We start from the raw sequence: 21,845 nt of genomic DNA, 5'->3' as shown, positions 1-21,845 counted from the left end.
CTGAAAAGAAGTCAATTCGCAACTCTTTTCGGCAAAAGGAATACACCGTGTCTGAAATCGCCGTACCGGCAGTCGAAATTCCCGCGCAGTTGCCCAACGTCCGCGTCGCCGTGCTCGGAGCCGGCAAGATAGGCGGCATTTTGCTTCAGGCATTTCTGAAGCAGAACCTCTTCGCTCCCGATCAGATTCATGCCACCGTCGCGCACGCCGAGCGTGCCCTGGCGATCTCCACGCAATGGGGCGTCGATGTTTCAACCGATAATCTGGCCGCCGCGCAGCAGGCCGATCTGATCCTGCTGGGTGTAAAGCCCTTACAGGTTGCGGACCTTGTGAAGCAGATTCGTCCGGCGCTCACGCCGCAGAAAACGATCGTTTCCTTCGCCGCTTCCGTGAAGACGGATTCGATCGAAGAAGCCGCCGGGATCGAAATCGGCGTCATTCGCGCCATGCCCAACACGCCTTCTGCGCTGGGAGCAGGCATCGCCGGGCTGTGCCGCGGCCGTTTCGTGACCGACGCGCAGATGGATCTGGCCCGGCGCATCTTCGAAACCGTCGGCCGCACCGTCACCGTGGACGAAAAGCACATGGACGCAGTTACGGGGCTATCCGGCTCCGGTCCGGCATATATCTACATCATCCTGGAGTCGTTGGCCGAGGCCGGCGTCAAGGTCGGCCTGCCGCGCGATACCGCAACGCTGCTCGCCGCGCAGACCACCTTTGGCGCAGCCAAGATGGTGCTCGACACCGGCTACCATCCGGCGCTGCTCAAAGATGCCGTCACCACTCCAGCCGGTTGCACCATCGACGGCATTCTGGAACTCGAAGAAGGCGGCCTGCGCGTCACGCTCATCAAAGCCGTCATGCGCGCCACGCAGCGAGCCAAAGAACTGGCCGCGGGTTAAGAGCCTTCACTCGCTTGAGCAATTCCATCCAGATCCCGTCCCGAACCAGTCAGCGCCCCCAGTGGCTGCCAGCCTACATCCCCGAGTTGCAGGGCCTGCGCGGGCTGGCGGTGCTGGCGGTGGTTGTCTATCACTGCCATACGCGGCTTGAGGGCACCTGGATTCACTACGCCTCTCTCTGGGGATGGGCAGGCGTGAATCTCTTCTTCGTGCTTTCAGGCTTTCTGATCACTTCCATCCTGATCGAGTCGCGTGACAAGCCGCATTATTTCCGCAATTTCTACGCGCGGCGGGCGCTGCGCATCTGGCCGGTGTATTTTCTGCTGCTTGCCGTCTGCTATGCAGTGCCGGAATGGTTTCTGGGCGATACGCTGGCGCATCAGAGCCACTGGAAGACGCTGGTGGCCTATGTGCTCTTTCTCCAAAACCTGCGCCACACCCCGCTCCCCGGCACACTCGGCCCCACCTGGTCGCTGGCAATCGAAGAGCAGTACTACTTCGTCTGGGCGCCACTAGTTTTGCTGGGCTCCGCTCGCTTCGTCAAAGGACGATTACAGCGTTGGCTTCTGCCGGGAATCCTGCTGGCGATGCTTGCCGTCTCGCCGCTGGTGCGCTATCTTCACCCGCACTGGCTGAATGGCACCCACACCGCAATCCATCTCGATGGAATCGCCCTAGGCAGCCTGCTTGCGCTCGGTCTCGATCGGCTGAATCTCTCGCGCCGCGTCTGGCTCTGGATCGGCCTGACCGCTGCTGTCGCCGGCTTCTGGGCGACCGCGACCATCGCAGGCGGCACGTCGTTCCTCGATTCCGCGCTGGCCCTCGCATTTGCCGGGGTAGTTCTCGCAGCCATCGCCGGAACCGGTTCGCGAAACCCGTTCGCCGTCGTTCTCAGGCGCGGCCCGCTGGCCTTCTACGGACAGATCAGCTACGGCATGTATATGACCCACATCCTGGTCTTCGTGTATTTCGGGAACTTCGATGCCCGTTTGGATGACAAGTACCACATCGGAATCGCAGGGAATCTGGCCATCGTCGCCCTGCGCCTAGTGGCTTCGACGGCAGTCGCGACAGCGCTCTGGTACGGCTTCGAATCGCAGATTCTGAAGCTCAAGCGATATTTCAAGAGCACTTAAGTCACGTATTTCGAGTCGTCTTAAAGTGCGGGAAGACATCATCCAGCCTCACCCTGCAAAGCGCTTTTGCTTCGGCTTCAAGGCGGGGATCGAATAGCATCGAGGTATATGCAGCCCACCGTTATTCTGCTTTCTTTCAACTCCGAGGACACTCTGGGCACAACCCTGACCCGCGCCCGCCAGGTTTCAAACGAAATATTCGTAGTGGACTCCTTTAGCTCCGACGGCACCGTGGCGCTGGCCGAGTCGCACGGCGCAAAGGTCGTGCAACATGCTTTTGAAAACTATGGCGCTCAGCGCAACTGGGCCATCGACAACCTTCCTATTACCCGCAAATGGCAGCTTCACCTCGACGCCGATGAGGTCATGGATGACGAACTGGTCGCCGCCATCCTCGCCCTGCCCGACGACCCGGAGCACTCGGGTTACTTCGTCCCCCGCTACGTCAAGTTTCTCGGCCGTGTTCTGCGTCACGGAGGCATGAGCCCCACCTGGCACCTGCGTCTCTTTCGCAGCGGCATTGGCCGATGCGAAGACCGCAAGTACGATCAGCATTTTCTCCTCCTTAGCGGAACCAACGGCCAACTTCCCGGCGTAATGGTAGACGACATCGCCATGAGCCTTTCGGAGTGGACCGCGCGCCACAATCGCTGGGCCGATGGCGAAGTCGCCGAAATGGATGCCGCGCATGAGGCCGGCCGTCTTGTCGCCGACTCCAAAGGAAATCCGGCGCAGCGCAAACGCGCCCTGCGCGAGAAATACAACAATCTCCCGCTCTTCGTGCGGCCTTTTGCCCTTTTTGGCTACCGATTCTTCTTCAAACTCGGCTTCCTCGACGGCACCGAAGGCTTTATCTTCTGGGTCCTGCAAACCTTCTGGTTCCGCTTCCTGATCGACGCCAAGATTTGGGAGAAACGCAACGTCGCGAAGCCAGGAAAATAGAGCCCAAAATATGAACGGGAGATGAAATTATCAGCCGCCGACGACGCAATCTCCCATTCAAAGCGCCTCCACTTAGAATGTGTCCCGAATCACACAGACCTTTCCTATAGGGCTGCTAGCATCGCTGTGAACGGGCGTTGATGGAAATCTCCCCGGTAATCCATCAGCCGCTCCAGCGAGGTGCAGCATGGCGGAAGAGACAATTCTCACAGACGAGGCGCAAATCACCCCCGAAACTAGAGCAACACTCAGCCCCGAGATCCTGGCCAAAATGGACGCCTACTGGCGTGCCGCCAACTATCTCTCCGTGGGCCAGATCTACCTCAAAGACAATCCGCTGTTACAGCAGCCGCTCACGCTGGACGACATAAAGCCGCGCCTGCTCGGCCACTGGGGCACCACTCCCGGACTGAATTTTCTCTATGTCCATCTCAATCGCGCTATCAACGAGCGCAACCTGAACATGATCTATATCATCGGCCCCGGCCACGGCGGCCCGGGGATCGTGGCCAATACCTACCTCGAAGGCTCCTATACCGAGCTTTATCCCGCCGTCGAGCAGAATGCGGACGGCATCAAGCGGCTCTTCCGCCAGTTCAGTTGGCCGCTGGGTATTCCCAGCCACGTCGCACCCGAGACGCCGGGGTCAATCCACGAGGGCGGCGAACTCGGATACTCGCTGGTGCACGCCTACGGCGCAGCCTATGACAATCCGGACCTGCTCGTCGCCTGCGTCGTAGGCGACGGCGAGGCCGAAACCGGCCCGTTGGCCGCAAGCTGGCACTCCAACAAATTCCTCAATCCGGCAACGGACGGCGCGGTGCTGCCCATCCTGCATCTTAACGGCTTCAAGATCGCCAATCCTACGGTTCTCGCTCGCATTCCACACTTCGAGTTGGAAGACCTGATGCGCGGCTACGGCTACGAGCCCTTCACGCTGGAGGGGCACGATCCCGAGACGATGCACCAGCAGATGGCCGCCGTTCTCGACATCATGCTCGACCGCATCGCGGCAATCCAGAAAGCAGCCCGCGAACCGGGACAGGACGCGACCAAACTCGAACGCCCGCGCTGGCCCATGCTGATTCTGCGCACTCTCAAGGGCTGGACCGGCCCGAAATTTGTTGATGGCAAGCCGGTCGAGGGCACTTGGCGCGCCCACCAGGTCCCATTCTCTGAAATCTTCGAAAAACCGGATCACCTGCGGCTGCTTGACGAATGGATGCGCTCCTACAAGCCGCAAGAGCTGTTCGACGAAAAAGGCCGTTTCCGCAACGATCTGGCCGATCTTGCACCTAAGGGACTGCGGCGCATGGGCATGAATCCTCACGCCAACGGCGGCCTGCTGATGAAGCCGCTCATCGTACCCAACTTCCGCGATTTCGAAGTAAAGATCGACACCAATGCGCGCGGGCAGGAAGACGTCGAATCCACGCGCATTCTCGGCAAACTGCTGCACGCCGTCATGCAGGCCAACCTCGCCGACAAGAACTTCCGCGTCTTCGGCCCCGACGAGACCGCTTCCAACCGTATTCAGGACGTGATCACTGGCGTTGGCAAAGCCTGGATGGCCGAGACATTGCCGGTCGACGAAAACCTCTCCGAGACAGGCCGCGTGATGGAGGTGCTTAGCGAGCATCTCTGCCAGGGCTGGCTGGAAGGCTATCTGCTCACCGGCCGCCACGGATTCTTCTCCTGCTACGAGGCCTTCATCCACATCGTGGATTCGATGGTCAACCAGCACGCCAAGTGGCTCAAAGTCACCCGCGAGATTCCTTGGCGCAAGCCCATCGCCTCGCTCAATTACCTGCTTACCTCCCACGTCTGGCGGCAGGACCATAACGGCTTTTCGCACCAGGACCCTGGCTTCATCGACCATCTGTTGAACAAAAAGGCAGATATCGCTCGCATCTATCTTCCTCCGGACGCGAACACATTGCTCTCCGTCGGCGACCACTGCCTGCGCAGCCGCAACTACATCAATCTCATCGTCGCTGGCAAGCAGCCCGCCCCGCAGTGGCTCACCATGGACGAGGCTGTGCAGCACTGCACCACCGGTCTCGGCGTGTGGCAATGGGCTTCCGATCCCGGAGAGCCGGACGTGGTGATGGCCTGCTGCGGCGACGTGCCGACCCTTGAGACCCTGGCTGCGGTCATGCTGCTCCGCGAAGAGGTTCCCGATATCAAGATCCGCGTCGTCAACGTCGTGGATCTGATGACCCTACAGCCCAGTTCCGAGCATCCCCACGGACTTCCGGATGAGGAGTTCGATCTGGCGTTCACCGCCGACAAGCCCGTAATTTTCGCCTTCCACGGCTATCCCTGGTGCATCCATCGCCTGACATACCGGCGTCACGGTCACGACAATTTCCACGTTCGCGGCTACAAGGAAGAGGGAACGACCACGACTCCCTTCGACATGTGCGTTAGGAACAACATCGATCGCTACCAGCTCACACAGGATGCCATCCGGCATATTCCCCGCCTCGCGCATCTCGCCGATGCCGCCCGGCAGCGTTACTCGGAGCAGATTCAGAAGCACCGGCTCTATGTCGCGGAAAACGGACAGGATCTGCCCGAGATTCGGAACTGGAAGTGGTCAGCCCGCTAGTAATCCATTCTTCTTTCGAGGAGCTTTCATGGCGACCTTGCCGGTACTGGTGCTGAACAGCGGTTCCTCTTCGATCAAATTTTCTGTCTATGAAGCAGCAGGAAGCGAGCGCCGGAAGCTCTTCGAAGGCGAAGTTGAAGATATCGGAGCAAACGCGCGAGAGAATCGCGGCAAGTTCTGGATCAAGTCGTACGCTCAGGATGCCAACGGCACAAAGCTGGTGGATGAAGCGCCGGTCGTGCCTGACCTGGATGCTGGCTTTGCGCTCATAGCGAAGGCGCTCAAGCAACCGCCGTTCCCGCCTCCGGCAGCGATCGGGCATCGCATGGTCTGCGGCGGCCCGACAGTCACTGAAAATCAACGCCTCACTCCGGAACTGATTGACGAAATGGAGCGGTACACAGCCTTTGCGCCGCTGCATACGCCGGTCGCAATCTACATCATGCGGCAGGTCCTGCGCGAATTTCCCGATGTCCCCAACTTCGTCTGTCTCGACAGCTATTTTCATCGCAATCTGCGGCCAGTCGCGCGCCAGTTGCCGATTCCGGAGGCATACAGCGCGATGGGCATTCGCCGCTTTGGCGCGCACGGACTATCGTGTGAGTCCATCGTGGCCCACTTACAACCATATGTCCCCGCACGCCTGATCGTCGCGCATCTCGGCAACGGCGCTTCGATCTCCGCCATTCTCGATGGGCAGAGCATTGATACCTCCATGGGGCTCACGCCCACCGGCGGAATCATCTCCGGCTCCCGCACAGGCGACATCGATCCCGGCGTCCTCCTCTACATTCTGCGCGACCTTGCCGGTAGGGCTACAAGCACCGTCGACGCCGCGAATCAGTTGGAAAAGATCGTTAACAAGCAATCGGGCCTGCTCGGCGTAAGCAAACTTACAAACGATATGCGTTCACTGCGCCGGGCTATCGCCGAGGGCAACGCCGATGCCCGTCTTGCAGTCGATGAGTTCACCTACAGCATTCGCAAGTTCATCGGCAGCTACGTCGCCGTTCTCGGTGGCCTAGATATGCTCGTTTTCACTGGTGGCATCGGCGAGAATGATTCCGCCACACGGGCCGAGATATGTGCGGGACTTGAACCGCTTGGCATTCTGCTCGATCCGACGTTGAACCAGGCTCGCGGAGAAGCCAAAATCTCCGCCAGCGGTTCATCGGCGACCGTGCTGGTAATCCCTCCGGCAGAAGATCTGATGATCGTCAATCACGTCTGCCGGCTCTTGAAAGAACAGCTGGAGACGCAGCAATAAGTCAGAGTGAAACGCGCTCTCAACCGAAATTGTCTAAATAAGTCTTTCCAGTTGACTCGGAAGCCACCGCTCAGTTACTTGCGACTTAGTGGCGTGACCTGGGTAAGACCGATCCGGCAAGCGTCCTGACCGTGGAAATGCGAACGCGCATGGCATCCTCCCGTAGCGATGCAATCTCCGCAGGCTCAACAGCCGCGGGCCCCAAATTGTTGTTGCGCTCCGCATAGTCAGTCATTTCGAGCACGATGCGAGCGTCTCGAAACAGGCTCCAGAGGCGCCCGAAATTGCGCGAATGCTCGTGCATCTGATCCTCCGTCGTGGCGAGGAACTCAGCCCAGAAGGATAGATCGTCGCGGCGCTGATCGTTCGCCTCGAAATGAATCTGGCCAACGATGCCTTCCCAACTCCTCAGATTCCGCTCACGAAAATATGCGCGGCACTCCACGAGATACAGACTCAGAATGCCCGTCCACGTGATCTGAAGTAACATGGACATCCAGTTTCTCCTCTTCGATTGCCCGACATAAATGGATTGGGAGTTGGAAATGAATACCCACCTAGTAGTAGCAGGAAATCCCGGGACGCAAATACCACTCTTGTCGTAGGTGCAGACAAGAGGAGTTACGGGACTTATCGCGTTGGTCCGATTTGCGATTCATTCAACTCACTTGGAACTCACATGAGGAAAGTGCTTTCCAGCAACCCAGGCCGCTTGTCGTCTAAACTGGAGAGAAGCGCAGGAGGCGTTGCACCATGACCATCGCAGCCATCAGCATCTCTGACCGGACGCCTCCGGTCGCTCTGCGCCGCTTCGCCTGGGGCGTTCTCGCATATTTTGTCGCCACCATCCTGTGGGGCACAATCGTCCGCGCCACCGGCTCAGGCGCGGGTTGCGGCGATCACTGGCCGCTTTGCAACGGCACTGTTTTGCAGCAGTCTCCCACCATCCAAACCATGATCGAATTCACCCACCGCGTGACTGCCGCTCTGGACCTGATCTTTGTCCTCGGCCTGCTCGCCTGGACCTGGCGCAAGACGATCTCAGGCCATCTGGCGCGGTGGGCCGCAGGAGCTGCGGTCTTCTTTACGTTGACGGAGGGTTTGCTCGGCGCGCTGCTTGTGAAGCTTGGACTCACGGCACAAAGCCAGTCCCCGCTTCGCGCTCCCATGCTGGCGCTGCATCTCTCGAATACTCTACTGTTGGTCGCTGCCCTCGCCATGGCCGCCCATTTTCTCGCGCGTAAAACCGGCCTTCGCTGGCGCGACGTTCGCATTAACCATCCCATCGGGACTACGGTCGGCATGATCTCGGTGATGATCGTCGGTGTCACCGGATCGATGGCCGCGCTCGGCGACACCTTGTTCCCCGCGACCTCCTTCGGTAACTCGCTCCAACAGGATTTTTCTGCCGAAAGCAGTTGGCTGCTACGCTGGCGCTGGACGCATCCCACGGTGGCAATCATGGCCAGCATCTTTCTCATCTGGGTGCTGATTCGCGCCTCCCGCCGTGGCGGGCCATGGGACAACCGCAGTCTTTCCGCATTGGTTGTCGCTCTGCTTGCCGTGCAGTATCTGCTTGGAGCGCTCGACGTCTGGCTGCTTGCGCCGGTCTGGATGCAGGTAATTCACCTGCTGGGCGCAGACGTGCTCTGGACGGCGCTGGTCGTGCTCACAGCAAGGCTGACGCTGCTGCCAAAGTCTGCAAGGGCTTAGGCTACAGCGTCTCCAAAATCTCCAAAGCCACTTAGAGTATCAACACCCCGGTAGCCGGATAACTGTTCCCATTCGCGCTCGACTCCAGTGCCGGCAGCTCCGGCGTAGGCGTCAGCAACTCAATCTGCCCGTCGCGCAGCAGCACCGTGTCTTCAACCTTGCCGCCGCGAATGCTGGGATTCCACGCAAACGCCTGATGATTGACCACCGTCTCCCGGCCATCGGGGGTGGCGATCCACTCGCGCTCCCCATAGCCCGTCGCGCCGCCCTGGTGATGCAACTGCTCATCTCCGGCGAAGCCTTCGCGGGCATAAGCATCCGCCGCCACGCGAAACAGCTCCGCCGAGGTGGCTCCAACGCGGCTGGCGTCGAGCAGCGCCGCATTGACCTGCGCCGAGGCGTGGAAGCGGTCCGCCAGCTCTGCCGGGAGTGCCCCGAAGTGCGCAAAACGGGTGATAGAAACAGTCAGTCCCCATTTGCGCGCGCAAAGATTGAGCATGGCGTACTTCTCCAGATGCTTGCCACGCGCAACCGCATGTTTGTACTTGTAGATTCGTTCATCCACGGCCATCAGGTAGACCGACGGCAGAATCCCCCGGCTAAGCAGCGCGGCGGCCACTTGACCCTCCATCGCATACTCGGTCAGTCCCGGCTCAAGCTGCTGCAAAACCGCGGTCACCGCATCGGCGGTCTGCGCGCCTAGCCAGCGAAAGCGGGCAATCTCCGTCTCCTGCAATCCAGCCCGGAGCGGAGCGATATGCGCAGGAAAGCTGCCAGGAAAAGGCACGTCCGAAGCGAGCTTGCCGCGCGTGAGTTGCAGCGCTTTGTCTTCGGTGTCGTTGTCATACCAGGGAAAGATCACCGGCTCAAAGTCGAGATAGCCGAACTCTTCGTCATGCAGCCGCGGAGCCTCGTTGGCCGTGGTGAAGTAGTAGCGCGCGCCCTCGTCAGTCACCAGCAACGCGCCCACACCGGTCTCGCTTGGAGTGAGCACGCGCAACTCTACTGCGCCGCCAGTCAGCCAGGCGATATTCTCATTTCGTCTGAGCAGAAGCCCATCAAGCCGCTCAGCGCGAAGCCACTCAACCACCTGGTTATGTTTCGCCTCCAGTTCAGCGTTCCATGCTTCTTCTGTGACCAGCGTAGCGTCGTTGACAACCAGGCTCCTGCGAATTCGCGTACTCATCCAGTGCTTTCCCCTCTTCAAATATTCTTCAATCTATCAGTTCCATCTCCCACAAAGAAAACAGGGCGCTGACAGATTTCGCCAGCGCCCTGGGAGACGTACCGCAACTTAATCCTCAAGCCCGGGATGGTAATAGCTCTCCCAACCCAGATAGCGGCTGGCAGCCTCATGCACAGCCTTCGACACATCACTGAAGTTCGCAGCCACATGATGCTCGAAGCCCTCGCGGCAGATATACTTCAGCAGCTTCTGCAGCTTGGGAATCTCCGCAACGCCGGCTCCGCCGAAGGTCGTCAGCGGATCGTCCGTGAACTGGCCCGGCCCGACATACCCGCGAATAACACCCCGGCGGTCGTCCGTCGAGTAGCGTGCATAGCTCATCGCTCCGCTCTTGACGCGGCCCACGCAGGTTCCGAATGTGTTCTCCTTGCCCACCGTCCCGGCGATGATCTCCTGGAAGTCCATCCGGACCTCCTTGAAGAAGTGCTTCGGCAGGTTAGAGCAATGGAAGCACACGCACTTATCCGGATGGCTGCCGTAGTTGTTGTTCCAGTCAAGCAGGGCAGAAGGTGTGCCCGAAGCCAGCGCCAGCATGTACATGCTCAGCGTGCCGGGCACGTCCACCTCGCATGCCGATGGAATCAGGTCGTTGGACATCATGCTCATGATGGTGCAGGGCACAACGCCGAAATACTCCTCCAGCGAAGTCCAGCACTGCACCGCGGAGATCGTCACCGCGACTTCCTTCATCCAGCCATCGATCACCGCGCCCAGCTTGGACATCTTGAGCAGCGCGGCATCGGGAATGCCGGAGGTCGTGACATAGCTCTTGATCGCCGCCAGCTTGGCTTGCGCGGCATCGTCCATATCGCCCATCTTGTTGATGCGGCCTAGGATTTCAGAAAGATCGATCGGAATGACCGAGATGCCGCTGGTTTCCAGAATGCGTTCGGAGTAGCGGACGGTGTTGAATGCCTGGGGACGCGCGCCTATGGAGCCGATGCGCAGGTTCTTGAGCCCTTTCACAACGCGGCAGACCGCGCCAAACCACTCCAGATCCGCCTTGAACTCAGGCGAAGCCGGAGCCTCTGTGTGCAGCGTAGTCAGCGAGTAGGGAATCCCGTACTGCATCAGGTTGTTGCAGGCGCTCATCTTTCCGCAGAAGCTGTCCCGCCGCGTAGCGATGGTCATCGCATCGCTCTTATCGGGCGTAGCCTGCACCAGCACGGGTACCTTGAGGCCGGAGAGACGCAACGCATCCGCTACTCCGCGCTCGTCGCCAAAGTTGGGCAGCGTGATGATGATGCCATCGATCTCCTCGGCGTGTTTCTTGAAAAGCTCAGCGCAGCGCTGTGCTTCGGCAAACGTCTCAACCGCGCCAAACTTCGATTCCTGTGCCGTCAGCACGATTGCCTTGGCTCCTGCCGCTTCAATCGCCGTAATAATCTCTTCACGTCCCGTCTTCGCAAGATGGTCCGGGAAGAATCCGCGATTGCCTACCACCACACCGTAGGTCATTGTCCTTTGCGCTGCCATTTCAATTGCTCCTTGTCATTGAGACTGTCTCATTCGATCTGATTGTTTGATTACTTGTTGAGGAGTGATTACTGATCGTTTCGGATCGATGAGCCGTCAGCGCTGGCCGAGTCTCACTCTCCGCTAAAGTACCCGGTCAAATCTCCTTGCCCGGACGAAACCGCACCGAATAAAAGATCCCGAGCGCAAGCATGATAGCTCCCCACCACACAGGCGCATGAAGATTGGCCAGAACCACATTAGCAACGTTGCCCGTAATCAGTTCCCACAGCCCATAGCCCAGGATCAGTACCCCGTAGATGGTCAGGAGCACGCCGATAAAAAACCAGATTGAGATATCCGTAGATTTCATCTTTTCTCTCCTTACCAGAACATGATTTGAAGACCGACAAACGCCACGATGGCCACGGCTGCCCAGTACCACTCATTCTTATAGAAGGGAACCGGCTCTTCTTTCGGAATCTTGGTAGCGCCGTATACAAGGCCATCCAACTCCGCGACCGGACGCGCCTTGCCAAACATACTGACGACAAAGATCACGATGAAGGTCACGCTGATCGACCAAAGCGCGCGGTACATATTCTCTGCCATGTCCTTCGCATAGGGCGATAAGGCCACATAACGCAGAGCCGAAGGGTCTGCCTTCACCCACGCAAACAGCCCAATCGAAGTTAGCGTGCCTGTCAGCAGCCCCCAGAAACCGCCTGCCGCCGTGGCCCGCTTCCAGAACATGCCCATCAGCACAGCGCCCAGCAGCGGCGCAATAAAGAAGCTGAAGAGCGCCTGCACGTAGTCCATAATGCCCTTGGCATTCATCACCATGTAGGCCGCAAAGATCGAAATGATCACGCCAAGAATCGTTGCCCAGCGTCCGACGGCGACATAGTGCTCGTCCTTCGCTCTCTTGTTGATCAGCGGCTGGTAGATATCGTAGGTCCATACCGCGGAAAAGGCGCTTACATTGCCTGCCATGCCGCTCATGAATCCGGCAATCAGCGCTGTGATTCCAAGTCCTAGCAGGCCGGGGCTGCAATAGCGCACCAGCATCAGCGGCAATACTTCGTTGTAACTGTGCAGGCCCGCAGCCGGATTAGCCTTCACTATGTCTTCGCCAACCAACTTCATCAGGCTGCCGTCCGGGTTCTGCAGGACGACCAGGCCAAGCAGGCCGGGCAGAATCACGATAAAGGGCACGGCCATCTTGAAAAAGGAGCCGATAATCGGAGCCATCCGCGCTGAGCGCAGGCTGTTAGCGGCAAGAACGCGCTGGACGACAAGAAAATCGGTGGTCCAGTAACCGAAGCTGATGGCAAATCCGAGACCGAAGACGATGCCCGTCCAGTGCACGCCCATCGGATTGTCCTGAAAGTGGCCCATGCTGCGCCACATGTGTGTGTAGTCGCCCATCGGGATCGCGCCCGTCGCGATATTGTGCGCGATCTTCGTCTTCAGCCCTGTCCAGCCGCCTGCTTCGATCAGGCCCAGGATCGGCACCAGCAGCGCCCCGCCCCAGATAAGCACAAACTGCAGCACCTCGTTGAAGATCGCCGAGCGCAACCCTCCCAGGGCCACATAAGCCGCGACGGCCACTGAAGAGACGATGATCGAAAAGTTCAGGTCCCAGCCCAACACGACCTTCATCACCTCGGCCATGGCGAACATGTTCACCCCGCTCATCAGGACGGTCATGAACGCGAACGAGAAAGCCGCCACCACGCTCGACGCCTGCCCGAAGCGCATCTTGAGATACCCCGGCACCGAGTGGGTCTTACAGACGTAGTAGAAGGGCATCATCACCATGCCCAGAAACAGCATGGCGGGAATCGCGCCGATCCAGTACCAGTGCGCAGCCAGAATGCCGTACTGGTACGCCGAGCCGGCCCAGCCCATCAGTTCCAGCGAGCCCAGGTTGGCGGAGACGAAGCTCAACCCGGCGATCCATGCCGTCATTTCGCGGCCGGCCATGAAGAATTCTTCGCTGGTACTTGCCTTCGATTTCAGGTAATAGCCGATCCAGATGACCATCACGAAGTAAATCGCGATCACCGCGATGTCGAGCAGGCCCAGGTGGGCCAGCGAAGGCGCACCGTTTGCCAGGAAAACGGCTGCTGCCTGAGACAGCACGCCGCTGGCGAGGTTTGAGGTCATTCCGAACTGAAGCATTCGATCACCTGCGTGGGAGCGATTTGTTCCGGATAGCCGGAGACGCCGTCTTAGTAAATGGGTTTACCTGCATACCTGTCAAGCGAAATGAGGTGCCGATCGCGTATCCGTGCCTCGGCCCCCGCGAAAACCATTTCCAACTTGCGACGAGAGAAAGAACTTGCGGATGATCGCTCCCCTGGAGGGCCATTTCGAGGCCCGTTTCTGTTCGGGAAATCGTTTACCGCACCAAGACTAGCACGAGATTCCGCCGCTTGGAAGTTCTTTCCGATTTCCTTCTTGTCATACTTGCCATCTAACGCTACCTTGAAGTATGGAACCAGTCCAACCTGTTCCGTCCTTTCTGTCAGGCCACGCCTCCGCGCCCCCTCTGCGCTCTATTTCACCTATCTTGTCTTTCAGGAGTCACATCGATGCAAACTCCCATTCTCGATCCTGTCGCCTGTAGCGGCCTGTCTCGCCGTAACTTCCTGCGTATCGCCGCAGCCACTTCGGCTCTCGCCTCGGTCCCCGTCCTAACTGAATCCCGCCTCGCTTTCGCCCAGCGTCCTAAATTTGCCGATCCGAACAAAGGCATCCACATCGACGCCAACGAGAATCCCCTCGGCCCATCGGAGTCCGCGCGCAAGGCGATTGCCGAGATTATCCCCAAAGGCGGCCGCTACGAGTTCCCCATGCAGATGGAACTCGGCGAGACCTTCGCCAAAATGGAAGGCTTCGATCCCAGCTATGTCGATGTCTATGCCGGCTCCAGTGAGCCGTTGCATTTCACCGTGCTGGCCTTTACCTCCAAGGACAAGCCACTCGTAATCGCTGATCCAGGCTATGAAGCTCCGATGTGGGCTGCGAATATCTCCGGCGCTCCCATCATCAAAGTTCCGCTGCTCGATCCCAAAGGCGCCGCCACGCACGATGTGAAGGCCATGCTGGCCGCATCGACCACACCGGGTGTTATCTACCTCTGCAATCCCAACAATCCGACCGGCACGGTCACCAGTCGCGAGGATGTCGAGTATCTGGTCTCCAAAGCTCCGAAGGGAACTGTCATCCTGATCGACGAGGCCTATATTCACCTCTCCGATGCCCAACCGTCGCTTGATTTCGTCAAGGACGGCAAGGATGTGATTGTTCTGCGCACCTTCTCGAAGCTCTACGGAATGGCTGGCATTCGCATGGGCTTCGCCATCGGACGCCCCGACCTGCTGAAGCAGATCGCCACCTTCGGAGGCCAGAACTCCATGCCCATCACCGCCATTGCCGCAGCCAAAGCCAGTCTCATCGATACCGATCTGGTGCCCACCCGCAAGAAGCTCATCGGCGAAATTCGCGCCGAAAATCTCGCGTGGCTCAAGAGCGAGGGCTACCATGCCACGCCGTCCGTGAGCAACTGCTTCATGCTCGACGTTCGCCGCCCCGGTAAAGAGGTCTACGCCGCCATGGCCCAGAAGGATGTCTACATAGGGCGCATCTGGCCGGCATGGCCCAACTGCGTTCGCGTCACCGTCGGCTCCCGCGAAGAGATGGCCGTCTTCCAGAAGACCTTCAAGGAAGTGATGAGCGGATCAACCGCCGGCCTGGAACCTCAACCGATCCACGAGCGCATGAGGGAAACGCCCTTCGCCTACCTCTCGTAACTGCTCAGCAAGCACGGAAAAGGCCCTGCTATCGTGGCAGGGCCTTCTTGTTTCATCTGGCGAGTTACGGACATAAGACAAAACAAAGCGGCGTCCGGTTCGCCGGACACCGCTCGTTGATTACCGGATTATCCCGGCTGGCTAGAAGAGAATCTTCAAGGCAAACTCAGCATTCAAAGGTTCGCCGGGTCCGATTCCCGGGTTGCCAAGGTACACCCCGATGGTTGAACCAATCGCGCCGGATTCTCCAGCGCTTGGAAGGCCAACCGGCTCGTAGTTGGTGCGATTGAAGATATTGAATACATCAGCGCGGAACTGCGCGCTGACCCGCTCCTTGATCTGCGTCGTCTTGATAAACGAAACATCCACGGAGTTGTAGCCGGGGTTGTAGTTCTGGCCTCGGCGTGTAGGCGAATAAGTATTCGGGCCCGCAGGACCTACCGTGGTTGTCTCCGGTTCATCGACAAACGCGTTGGGTTGAAACCACTGAACGACGCCGTTCACGATGGAGTGGGAGACGCCGGCAGTCGGATTGGCAATCACCTGAACCGCACGGTCGGCGCCTTCTCCGTTGTTGCTCGGGTTGGAGGCAGATACAACCGTGAAGGGCTCGCCACCGTGGAAGGAGAATCCGGAGTTGATCTCCCAACCCTTCACCAGCCGGTTCGTGTGACCGAATGTCGGAATGCTGTAATCCAGATAGCCGGTTACCGTGTTTCTCACATCAAAGTCGGAATTGCCGTATTCCCCCTTCTCGTTTGCGGGGTCCTGCGGAACATATGGCAGGAAGCCAGTCTCATAGTCCAACGCGTGACCCCAGGTATAAGCCAGTTGCGCAGTCAGATGGTGATAGTTCTGAATACGCAGCGAACTTTGCAAGGAGCTGTAAATCGAGCCCAGGTTACTGCGGGCCTCGTCAATCACCGAGAAGTTAGGGAACTGGCTGTAGTAAGGGCGCGTCAGGTTCGGGTTCGCCTGAACAGCGGAGCCTGGGAGCGCCGGGTTGATGTCGAACAATCCGAGCAGATGGGTTCCCTTGGTTCCTACATACCCAAGCTGGAAGATGACCGAAGGAGTCAGGCTCTGCTGAATATTAAAGTCAAACTCCTGTGTGTAGGCGGGACGGAAGTGGGGATCGAAGGTGGAGATCTTCACCACGCCCTGCCCGTTGAGCGCATCGGCATAGGATTCGAAGATCGGAGTACCCGATTGGATCACTGTGTTCGCAAGACCGGGTGCCTGTACAACCTGTTCCGATCCGGCCGGGTTTTGTCCAGGACCGAAGACCGAGATGTTCTGTGCGCCATTGTTCTCCAGAATCGACTTCATGTAGATGGAGTCGTAATACAGGCCGTAACCGCCTCGGATCACCGTCCTGTCGTTCCTGTAAGGCTGATAGGCGAATCCGATCCGAGGGCTCACGCCGCCCCAGAACTTCGGATAGATATTCGCCACATCCTTACCGGCCACGGCAAGGCCAGAGGGAAGAGATGGATCGAAGATGGAAAGATTCGGTTCGTCCGAGTGCACCGGACCTTCATAGTCGTACCGGACGCCAAAGTTCAGGCTCAGGTTCTTCGCCACTTCCCATTGATCCTGTCCGGAGAGCGAGAAAGTGTTGACGAAGACCTGACGCTTAGGATCACCGACTACGTTTTCGGAGTTAGTCGGGTCAAAACATCCGGCTAGGAAGTCCGCCAGAAAGTACGCATTCGGGTCCGAGGTAAGCGCTGCCAGCGTAGTTGCACTCGGAGTGACGGTCTGTAGATTTGCGCACGCTGTACCGGTAGCATTCCATGGTCCCTGCGTTCCATCAAAGTAAATCGTGCCGCGTTCGCCTGTTTGGTAAAAGTCGTCGACCTGCGCCTGACGGAACTCGCCGCCAAAGTGCATCTGGTGAGCCCCCTTGATCCAGCTCAGGTTTTCATCGAGATGCCCGGTAATGTCGTTTCTACCTTCGGGCGGAGTCACGCCAAGTGGATCGAACCCGCTTCCGCCCGCGGTCAGTCCAGAGCTTGCGCCCGTTGGACCGATGATCAGATGCGGAGCGCCTCCCAGTGCCGGATCGGTAACTCCGGTATTCAATCCCAGCCCGATTGGATCGAGGGCTGTATTGGCATCGCTGAAGGCCTGATTGAAGTAGCTGACACCGGCAGAAATCTGGTTAGTGATGCTTGGCGAAAAGACGTGGTTCTCTACCAGAGAGTAGTTCTGTACATGAATAGGCGCATTTTCAAAGTAGTAGTACAGCTCAGACGAAGTCGGAGCCGTCTGAGTTCCCTGGCCGACAAACCAGTTCGCCGCGATGTGGTCCCTCGGGGAGAGCTGATAGTCGAGCTTGGCGATTCCGTTGAAGCTGTGCCCGGTGAGATTGCCGGTGGACGTGTAGTTATCGGTATTCGCAGATCCGGTCAATGCAACCGCCGGCCATAGTGCAGGCAGGCTGCCGTTACCGTTCAAAAGATTTGCTGCGACAGCATTGTGCGGCACGCCGTAGGCATCCAGAATCGCATAAGCCTCGGTTTGATAAGCGGCCGAAGGCTCAGTCGCCTTTGCTTGCGCACCGATCAGAAACGCTTGATGTTCCCCAGCCAGAAAGAAGAACAGCCTATCTTTGACAATTGGACCACCAACCGAAAAACCGTAATGCTGATTGCGAGTTTCCGTTGTCGCTCCGGTAAACGGATTGGAGTGCTGGAAGAACTCGTTGTGGTTGTAATAGTAGGCCGATCCATGCAGGCCGTTGGTGCCGGACTTGATCGTAAGGTTAGCTGTGCCGCCCGAGTTACGGCCAAGATCGGTCGTACCGGCAGTCACAAAGGAGAAGTTCTCGATGGCGTCGATAGGAAGAATGACGCCTGCGATCGCCGAAACTCCGCCCTGGTTGACAGCAGGGATATTCCACCAGAGATCGTTGTTGTCCGTGCCCTCAATTTGCCAGTTCACTGAGTTGGTGCGGGTTCCGTTGACGCTGGCGTAGCCCCCGCCGCCGCCGGTCGAAAGTCCTGCAAATCCAGGAGTCTGAGCCAGCATCTGCGTAAAGTCGCGACCGCTGTTGGGTAAGTTCTGCACAACTGTCTCAGGTAGCGTCGTCGATTGCGTATCCGTGACCGTATCGACCGCAAGTGAATTGGCCGTAACTTCCACCGTTTCGCCAGCGGAAGCCACGCCAAGTTTTACAGGAAGGGCATAAGTAGCGCCTGCGGATACAGGTACCTGGTCGATCTTTTCGGGTTTGAATCCGGAAGCGGTGACAGAGACGGTATAGCTGCCGACCGGCATATCGGGGAAGGCAAACTCACCTGCGCTTGAGGTGATGGATTTGTGCGATGCGTTGGTAGCTGTCTCCACAGCTTCCACCGTCGCACCGGCCACGACCGCGCCTGACGGATCTGTTACCGTGCCGTTGATGGCGCCGCGAAACGTCTGAGCCCCGGCACTGATTGGAAGTGCCGACAACAAGGCAAGCAACATAGTTGCTATGCCAGGGGAACTGCGGAAACTGCGAAAACCACTTAGCTTCATGCGTGCTTCCTCCAAAAAACTTCAGGGTGTGTAGCTCCTGTTCGCGTTCCGGAAAAGAGTGGTAATCGGATGCGATACTGCCAGTGCGCAAGCGCGCACATAGCGGGATTAATACTTTTCTGGGTATTTACCGCTACGACAGAATGCTGGTTTGGTGGGTTCCATTCGTAAGCATAGTGACAATTGCATTAAAAATGCAATGGAAAAAGCCTCGCGAAACAGCATATATAGCGCAATTCCAGCATCGCTGGATAACCCTCCTTTATCAGGACTACTCAAAACAGACCACTTATCCAGGGAATTCAGAAGGGAAATACAGACGAAGGCTCCGCGTTATATTCCGGCTATGTCAGCCGTACTCGAACCTGGGGCTTAGACAGCCGAATCAAATGCGAAGTCAAAGCGTAGATATGGGACCGAATGCGGCGAAAGTGCAGATACCTGGATCCTTCTCATCCCAATTTCACAAGACTGTTTTCCTCCGGAAATCTTTGCCAACCGACGGCCCAGAGGTTTACGCTTCTTGCGGACATGCGGATATCACGTAACACCTCTACTCAAACGATTTTTCGAATGGTTCTCGCCGTTGTGCTGCTGGCTTCGAGTCTGTTTCCAGCCGGACAACGCGGCTCCATGCTGCTTGCACAATCAACCATCTCCGGGCCGGTTCCAGACTCGCCGGAGATCGAAGCCCGCGCCCACGCCATCCTGGCCAAACTTACCCTCGAACAGAAAATCGATCTGCTCGGCGGAACGGACGGCATGTACACCCAGGCGATCCCGTCTGTCGACCTGCCGCGCCTCAAAATGTCGGATGGACCGCTCGGCGTCCGGACCTTTGGGCCGACCACGGCCTACGCCGGTGGTGCTGCACTCGCCGCTACCTGGGACCCGGACGTCGCCCGCCAGGTAGGCGAAGGACTCGGCCGCGACGCCCGTGCTCGCGGCGTGCATTTCCTGCTGGCCCTCGGTGTCAACATCGCGCGCTCGCCTGTCAACGGCCGCAACTTCGAGTACTTATCCGAAGACCCGTTTCTCAATGCTCACCTTGCGGTTCCTTACATCGAAGGCGTGCAGTCCCAGGGCGTGAGCGCAACTGTGAAGCACTTCGCCGCGAACAATCAAGAGTACGATCGCCACAATGTAAGTTCCGATGTGGATGAACGCACTCTGCGCGAGCTGTATCTCCCGGCATTTGAGGCCGCCGTCAAAGTAGCCAAGGTCACAGCGGTCATGGACTCCTACAATCTGCTCAACGGCGTTCACGCCACGCAGAATGAGTTCCTGAATCTCAAGGTCCTCAAAGGTGAATGGAACTTTCAAGGCCTTCTTATGTCCGACTGGGACGCGACTTACGATGGCGTCGGCGCAGCCAATAACGGCCTCGATCTAGAAATGCCCTATGCCAAGTTCATGAACAAGAAAGAACTGCTGCCCGCGGTGCAGTCCGGCAAGGTGAAAGAATCGACCATCGACGACAAGATACTGCGCCTGCTCCGCGTAGCTCTGCGTTATAACTGGATTGGCCCCGACGCACATTCTCAGTACGTCGACTCGCTTTCCACTTACTCGATCGCCGATCGCGCAGCGGCTCTCGCAGGCGCGCGCGAAAGCCTCACCCTGCTCAAAAACGAGGGACATATCCTCCCGCTCGATCCGGGCAAGGTCAAGACCATTGCAGTCATCGGACCTGACGCCTGGCCGGCAGTTACCGGCGGCGGTGGTTCGTCGCAGGCGCAGGCATTTGATCCGGTCAGTATCCTCACCGGCCTGAGCAATCTCGCTGCGCAGTCAGGTGCCAACGTTGTCTACGCGCGCGGTCTGCCGACCGTAGCGGATATCTTCGGCAACACAAACTTCGATGGCGATGTACGCGTGGAAACCTTCGCCAATCACGAGTTTTCCGGTAAAGCAGAAGAAAGCCATCAGAGACAGATCAATGATCTGAAGCAGGCAATGTGGGATGCAACAGATCCTAATCCACGCAGCCTGCGCTACACCGCAACTTACAAGCCAGAGAAGAGTGGCAGATATCTCCTCTTAGCCGCCGCATCCGGCGAAGACTCCTTCACCGTCAAAGTCGATGGCAAGCAACTCCTCGATCAACCCCATCGCGAGGGCCAGATTCCGCTCTCCACAACCATCGACCTTACCGCTGGTCAACCCATTCACATCGTGGCCGACTACGTGCCGTTTACTCCCGGCGTGCGCCTCGCCTTGGGTCTCGCTCCCGAGTCCAGCCTTGTCTCCGACGACGCACTCCGCCTTGCGAAGACAGCGGACGCGGTCGTGCTCTCCATCGGCTTCGATGCCGACACGGAGAGCGAAGGCTATGATCGCACCTTCGAGTTGCCCTGGGGCCAGGATGCTCTCATTGAAGCCATCGCCGCGGCCAATCCGAAGACTGTGGTCACACTGACCGGCGGCGGCGCAGTCGATACACACCGCTGGCTCGACAAGGTTCCAGCTTTGCTCATGACTTACTACCCTGGTCAGGAGGGCGGAACCGCGATCGCCGAAGTCCTGCTCGGTAAACAAAACCCCGAAGGCAAACTCCCCGTCACCTTCGACCGCGACTGGAAGGAAAATCCCTCGTACGACTATTACTACTCGCACAAGGAAGCCGACGGCCTGCAGCACGTCCACTACAAAGACGGTCTGATGGTGGGCTACCGCTATTGGACAACCACCGGCAAACACGCGCTCTATCCCTTCGGATACGGCCTAAGCTACACGACGTTTTCGTTTGCAAACCTTGTCGTACCCCAAACGGTGAAGGTCGGCGGCACGGCCTCCGTCAGCTTCGATGTGACCAACACCGGCAGCGTGGCTGGCGCGGAAGTTGCGCAACTATATGTCTCCGAACCTGGCGCAAAAGTGAAGCGTCCCGAGCGTGAATTGAAGGGTTTCGAGAAAGTCAGGCTCGCGCCCGGAGAAACAAAACATGTCACGCTCAATCTAGATGCGCGATCCTTCTCCTACTGGGATGAGTCCGCGAAGAACTGGAAGATGGACCCCGGCAAGTTCCTGATCCACGTCGGAGACTCCTCCGAGTCGACGCCTCTGGAGGGCAGTCTCACCGCGGTCGAGTAGAAATCCAATCGAAAACAAGCAAGCGCAACGGCCTGCCGGGCATCCCTCGGCAGGCCGTTCTGTTTTCCGGAGATATCCTCGCGTCCAAAACGGCATAGTTGCATTTGCAAACAAACTTCAGAAAAGTGCAGAAATAA

14 protein-coding genes are annotated in these 21,845 nt (G+C 58.2%); 8 read left to right on the top strand and 6 right to left on the bottom strand.

The window, feature by feature from the left end; translation table 11 throughout:
• Window positions 1-47 precede the first annotated feature (47 nt).
• From proC to OHL23_RS25795, 5 genes are all read left to right on the top strand, one after another.
• Window positions 48-902 (top strand): pyrroline-5-carboxylate reductase, encoded by an 855-nt coding sequence (gene proC, locus OHL23_RS25815; RefSeq protein WP_263354932.1) that lies wholly within the window; start codon window positions 48-50, stop codon window positions 900-902.
• Between the two features lie 14 nt (window positions 903-916).
• On the top strand, window positions 917-2,038 hold the full coding sequence (locus OHL23_RS25810; RefSeq protein ID WP_263354931.1) for an acyltransferase family protein: 1,122 nt from the start codon (window positions 917-919) through the stop codon (window positions 2,036-2,038).
• Window positions 2,039-2,146: 108 nt separating this feature from the next.
• Complete coding sequence (locus tag OHL23_RS25805) at window positions 2,147-2,980, top strand: glycosyltransferase family 2 protein (RefSeq protein WP_263354930.1); 834 nt, start codon at window positions 2,147-2,149, stop codon at window positions 2,978-2,980.
• 187 nt (window positions 2,981-3,167) lie between these two features.
• Window positions 3,168-5,591: a phosphoketolase family protein gene (locus OHL23_RS25800; RefSeq protein ID WP_263354929.1), complete on the top strand. Its 2,424-nt coding sequence runs from the start codon at window positions 3,168-3,170 to the stop codon at window positions 5,589-5,591.
• A 28-nt stretch (window positions 5,592-5,619) separates the two neighbouring features.
• Complete coding sequence (locus tag OHL23_RS25795) at window positions 5,620-6,858, top strand: acetate/propionate family kinase (protein ID WP_263354928.1); 1,239 nt, start codon at window positions 5,620-5,622, stop codon at window positions 6,856-6,858.
• Between the two features lie 85 nt (window positions 6,859-6,943).
• Here the strand turns inward: OHL23_RS25795 and OHL23_RS25790 are convergent, their stop codons facing one another.
• Complete coding sequence (locus OHL23_RS25790; RefSeq protein ID WP_263354927.1) at window positions 6,944-7,354, bottom strand: hypothetical protein; 411 nt, start codon at window positions 7,352-7,354, stop codon at window positions 6,944-6,946.
• A gap of 257 nt (window positions 7,355-7,611) precedes the next feature.
• Here OHL23_RS25790 and OHL23_RS25785 point away from each other — a divergent pair, with 257 nt between their 5' ends.
• Window positions 7,612-8,571, top strand: a complete 960-nt coding sequence (locus OHL23_RS25785; RefSeq protein ID WP_263354926.1) for a COX15/CtaA family protein — start codon at window positions 7,612-7,614, stop codon at window positions 8,569-8,571.
• 31 nt (window positions 8,572-8,602) lie between these two features.
• Here the strand turns inward: OHL23_RS25785 and OHL23_RS25780 are convergent, their stop codons facing one another.
• From OHL23_RS25780 to OHL23_RS25765, 4 genes are all read right to left on the bottom strand, one after another.
• Window positions 8,603-9,757, bottom strand: coding sequence for a M24 family metallopeptidase (locus tag OHL23_RS25780; protein WP_263354925.1), 1,155 nt, complete (start codon window positions 9,755-9,757; stop codon window positions 8,603-8,605).
• A 108-nt stretch (window positions 9,758-9,865) separates the two neighbouring features.
• Complete coding sequence (locus OHL23_RS25775) at window positions 9,866-11,293, bottom strand: L-fucose/L-arabinose isomerase family protein (RefSeq protein ID WP_263354924.1); 1,428 nt, start codon at window positions 11,291-11,293, stop codon at window positions 9,866-9,868.
• A gap of 136 nt (window positions 11,294-11,429) precedes the next feature.
• Window positions 11,430-11,645, bottom strand: coding sequence for a hypothetical protein (locus OHL23_RS25770; RefSeq protein WP_263354923.1), 216 nt, complete (start codon window positions 11,643-11,645; stop codon window positions 11,430-11,432).
• 11 nt (window positions 11,646-11,656) lie between these two features.
• The gene (locus OHL23_RS25765; protein ID WP_263354922.1) at window positions 11,657-13,456 is read right to left on the bottom strand and encodes a sodium:solute symporter family protein; all 1,800 of its coding nucleotides are present in this window, start codon (window positions 13,454-13,456) and stop codon (window positions 11,657-11,659) included.
• A gap of 413 nt (window positions 13,457-13,869) precedes the next feature.
• Between OHL23_RS25765 and OHL23_RS25760 the strand changes: the two genes are divergently transcribed.
• On the top strand, window positions 13,870-15,090 hold the full coding sequence (locus tag OHL23_RS25760; RefSeq protein ID WP_263354921.1) for a pyridoxal phosphate-dependent aminotransferase: 1,221 nt from the start codon (window positions 13,870-13,872) through the stop codon (window positions 15,088-15,090).
• A 141-nt stretch (window positions 15,091-15,231) separates the two neighbouring features.
• On the opposite strand, the gene OHL23_RS25755 is transcribed toward OHL23_RS25760, so the two are convergent.
• Window positions 15,232-18,615: a TonB-dependent receptor gene (locus OHL23_RS25755; protein ID WP_263354920.1), complete on the bottom strand. Its 3,384-nt coding sequence runs from the start codon at window positions 18,613-18,615 to the stop codon at window positions 15,232-15,234.
• A 573-nt stretch (window positions 18,616-19,188) separates the two neighbouring features.
• Here OHL23_RS25755 and OHL23_RS25750 point away from each other — a divergent pair.
• Entirely contained in the window at window positions 19,189-21,708 is a 2,520-nt protein-coding gene (locus OHL23_RS25750; RefSeq protein ID WP_263354919.1) for a beta-glucosidase, read from the top strand.
• Window positions 21,709-21,845 lie beyond the last annotated feature (137 nt).

This window comes from Acidicapsa acidisoli (assembly GCF_025685625.1).
Classification (GTDB): Bacteria; Acidobacteriota; Terriglobia; order Terriglobales; family Acidobacteriaceae; genus Acidicapsa; species Acidicapsa acidisoli.
Note: the sequence above shows the minus strand (reverse complement) of the source record. Positions and strands in the feature narration are given on the sequence as shown.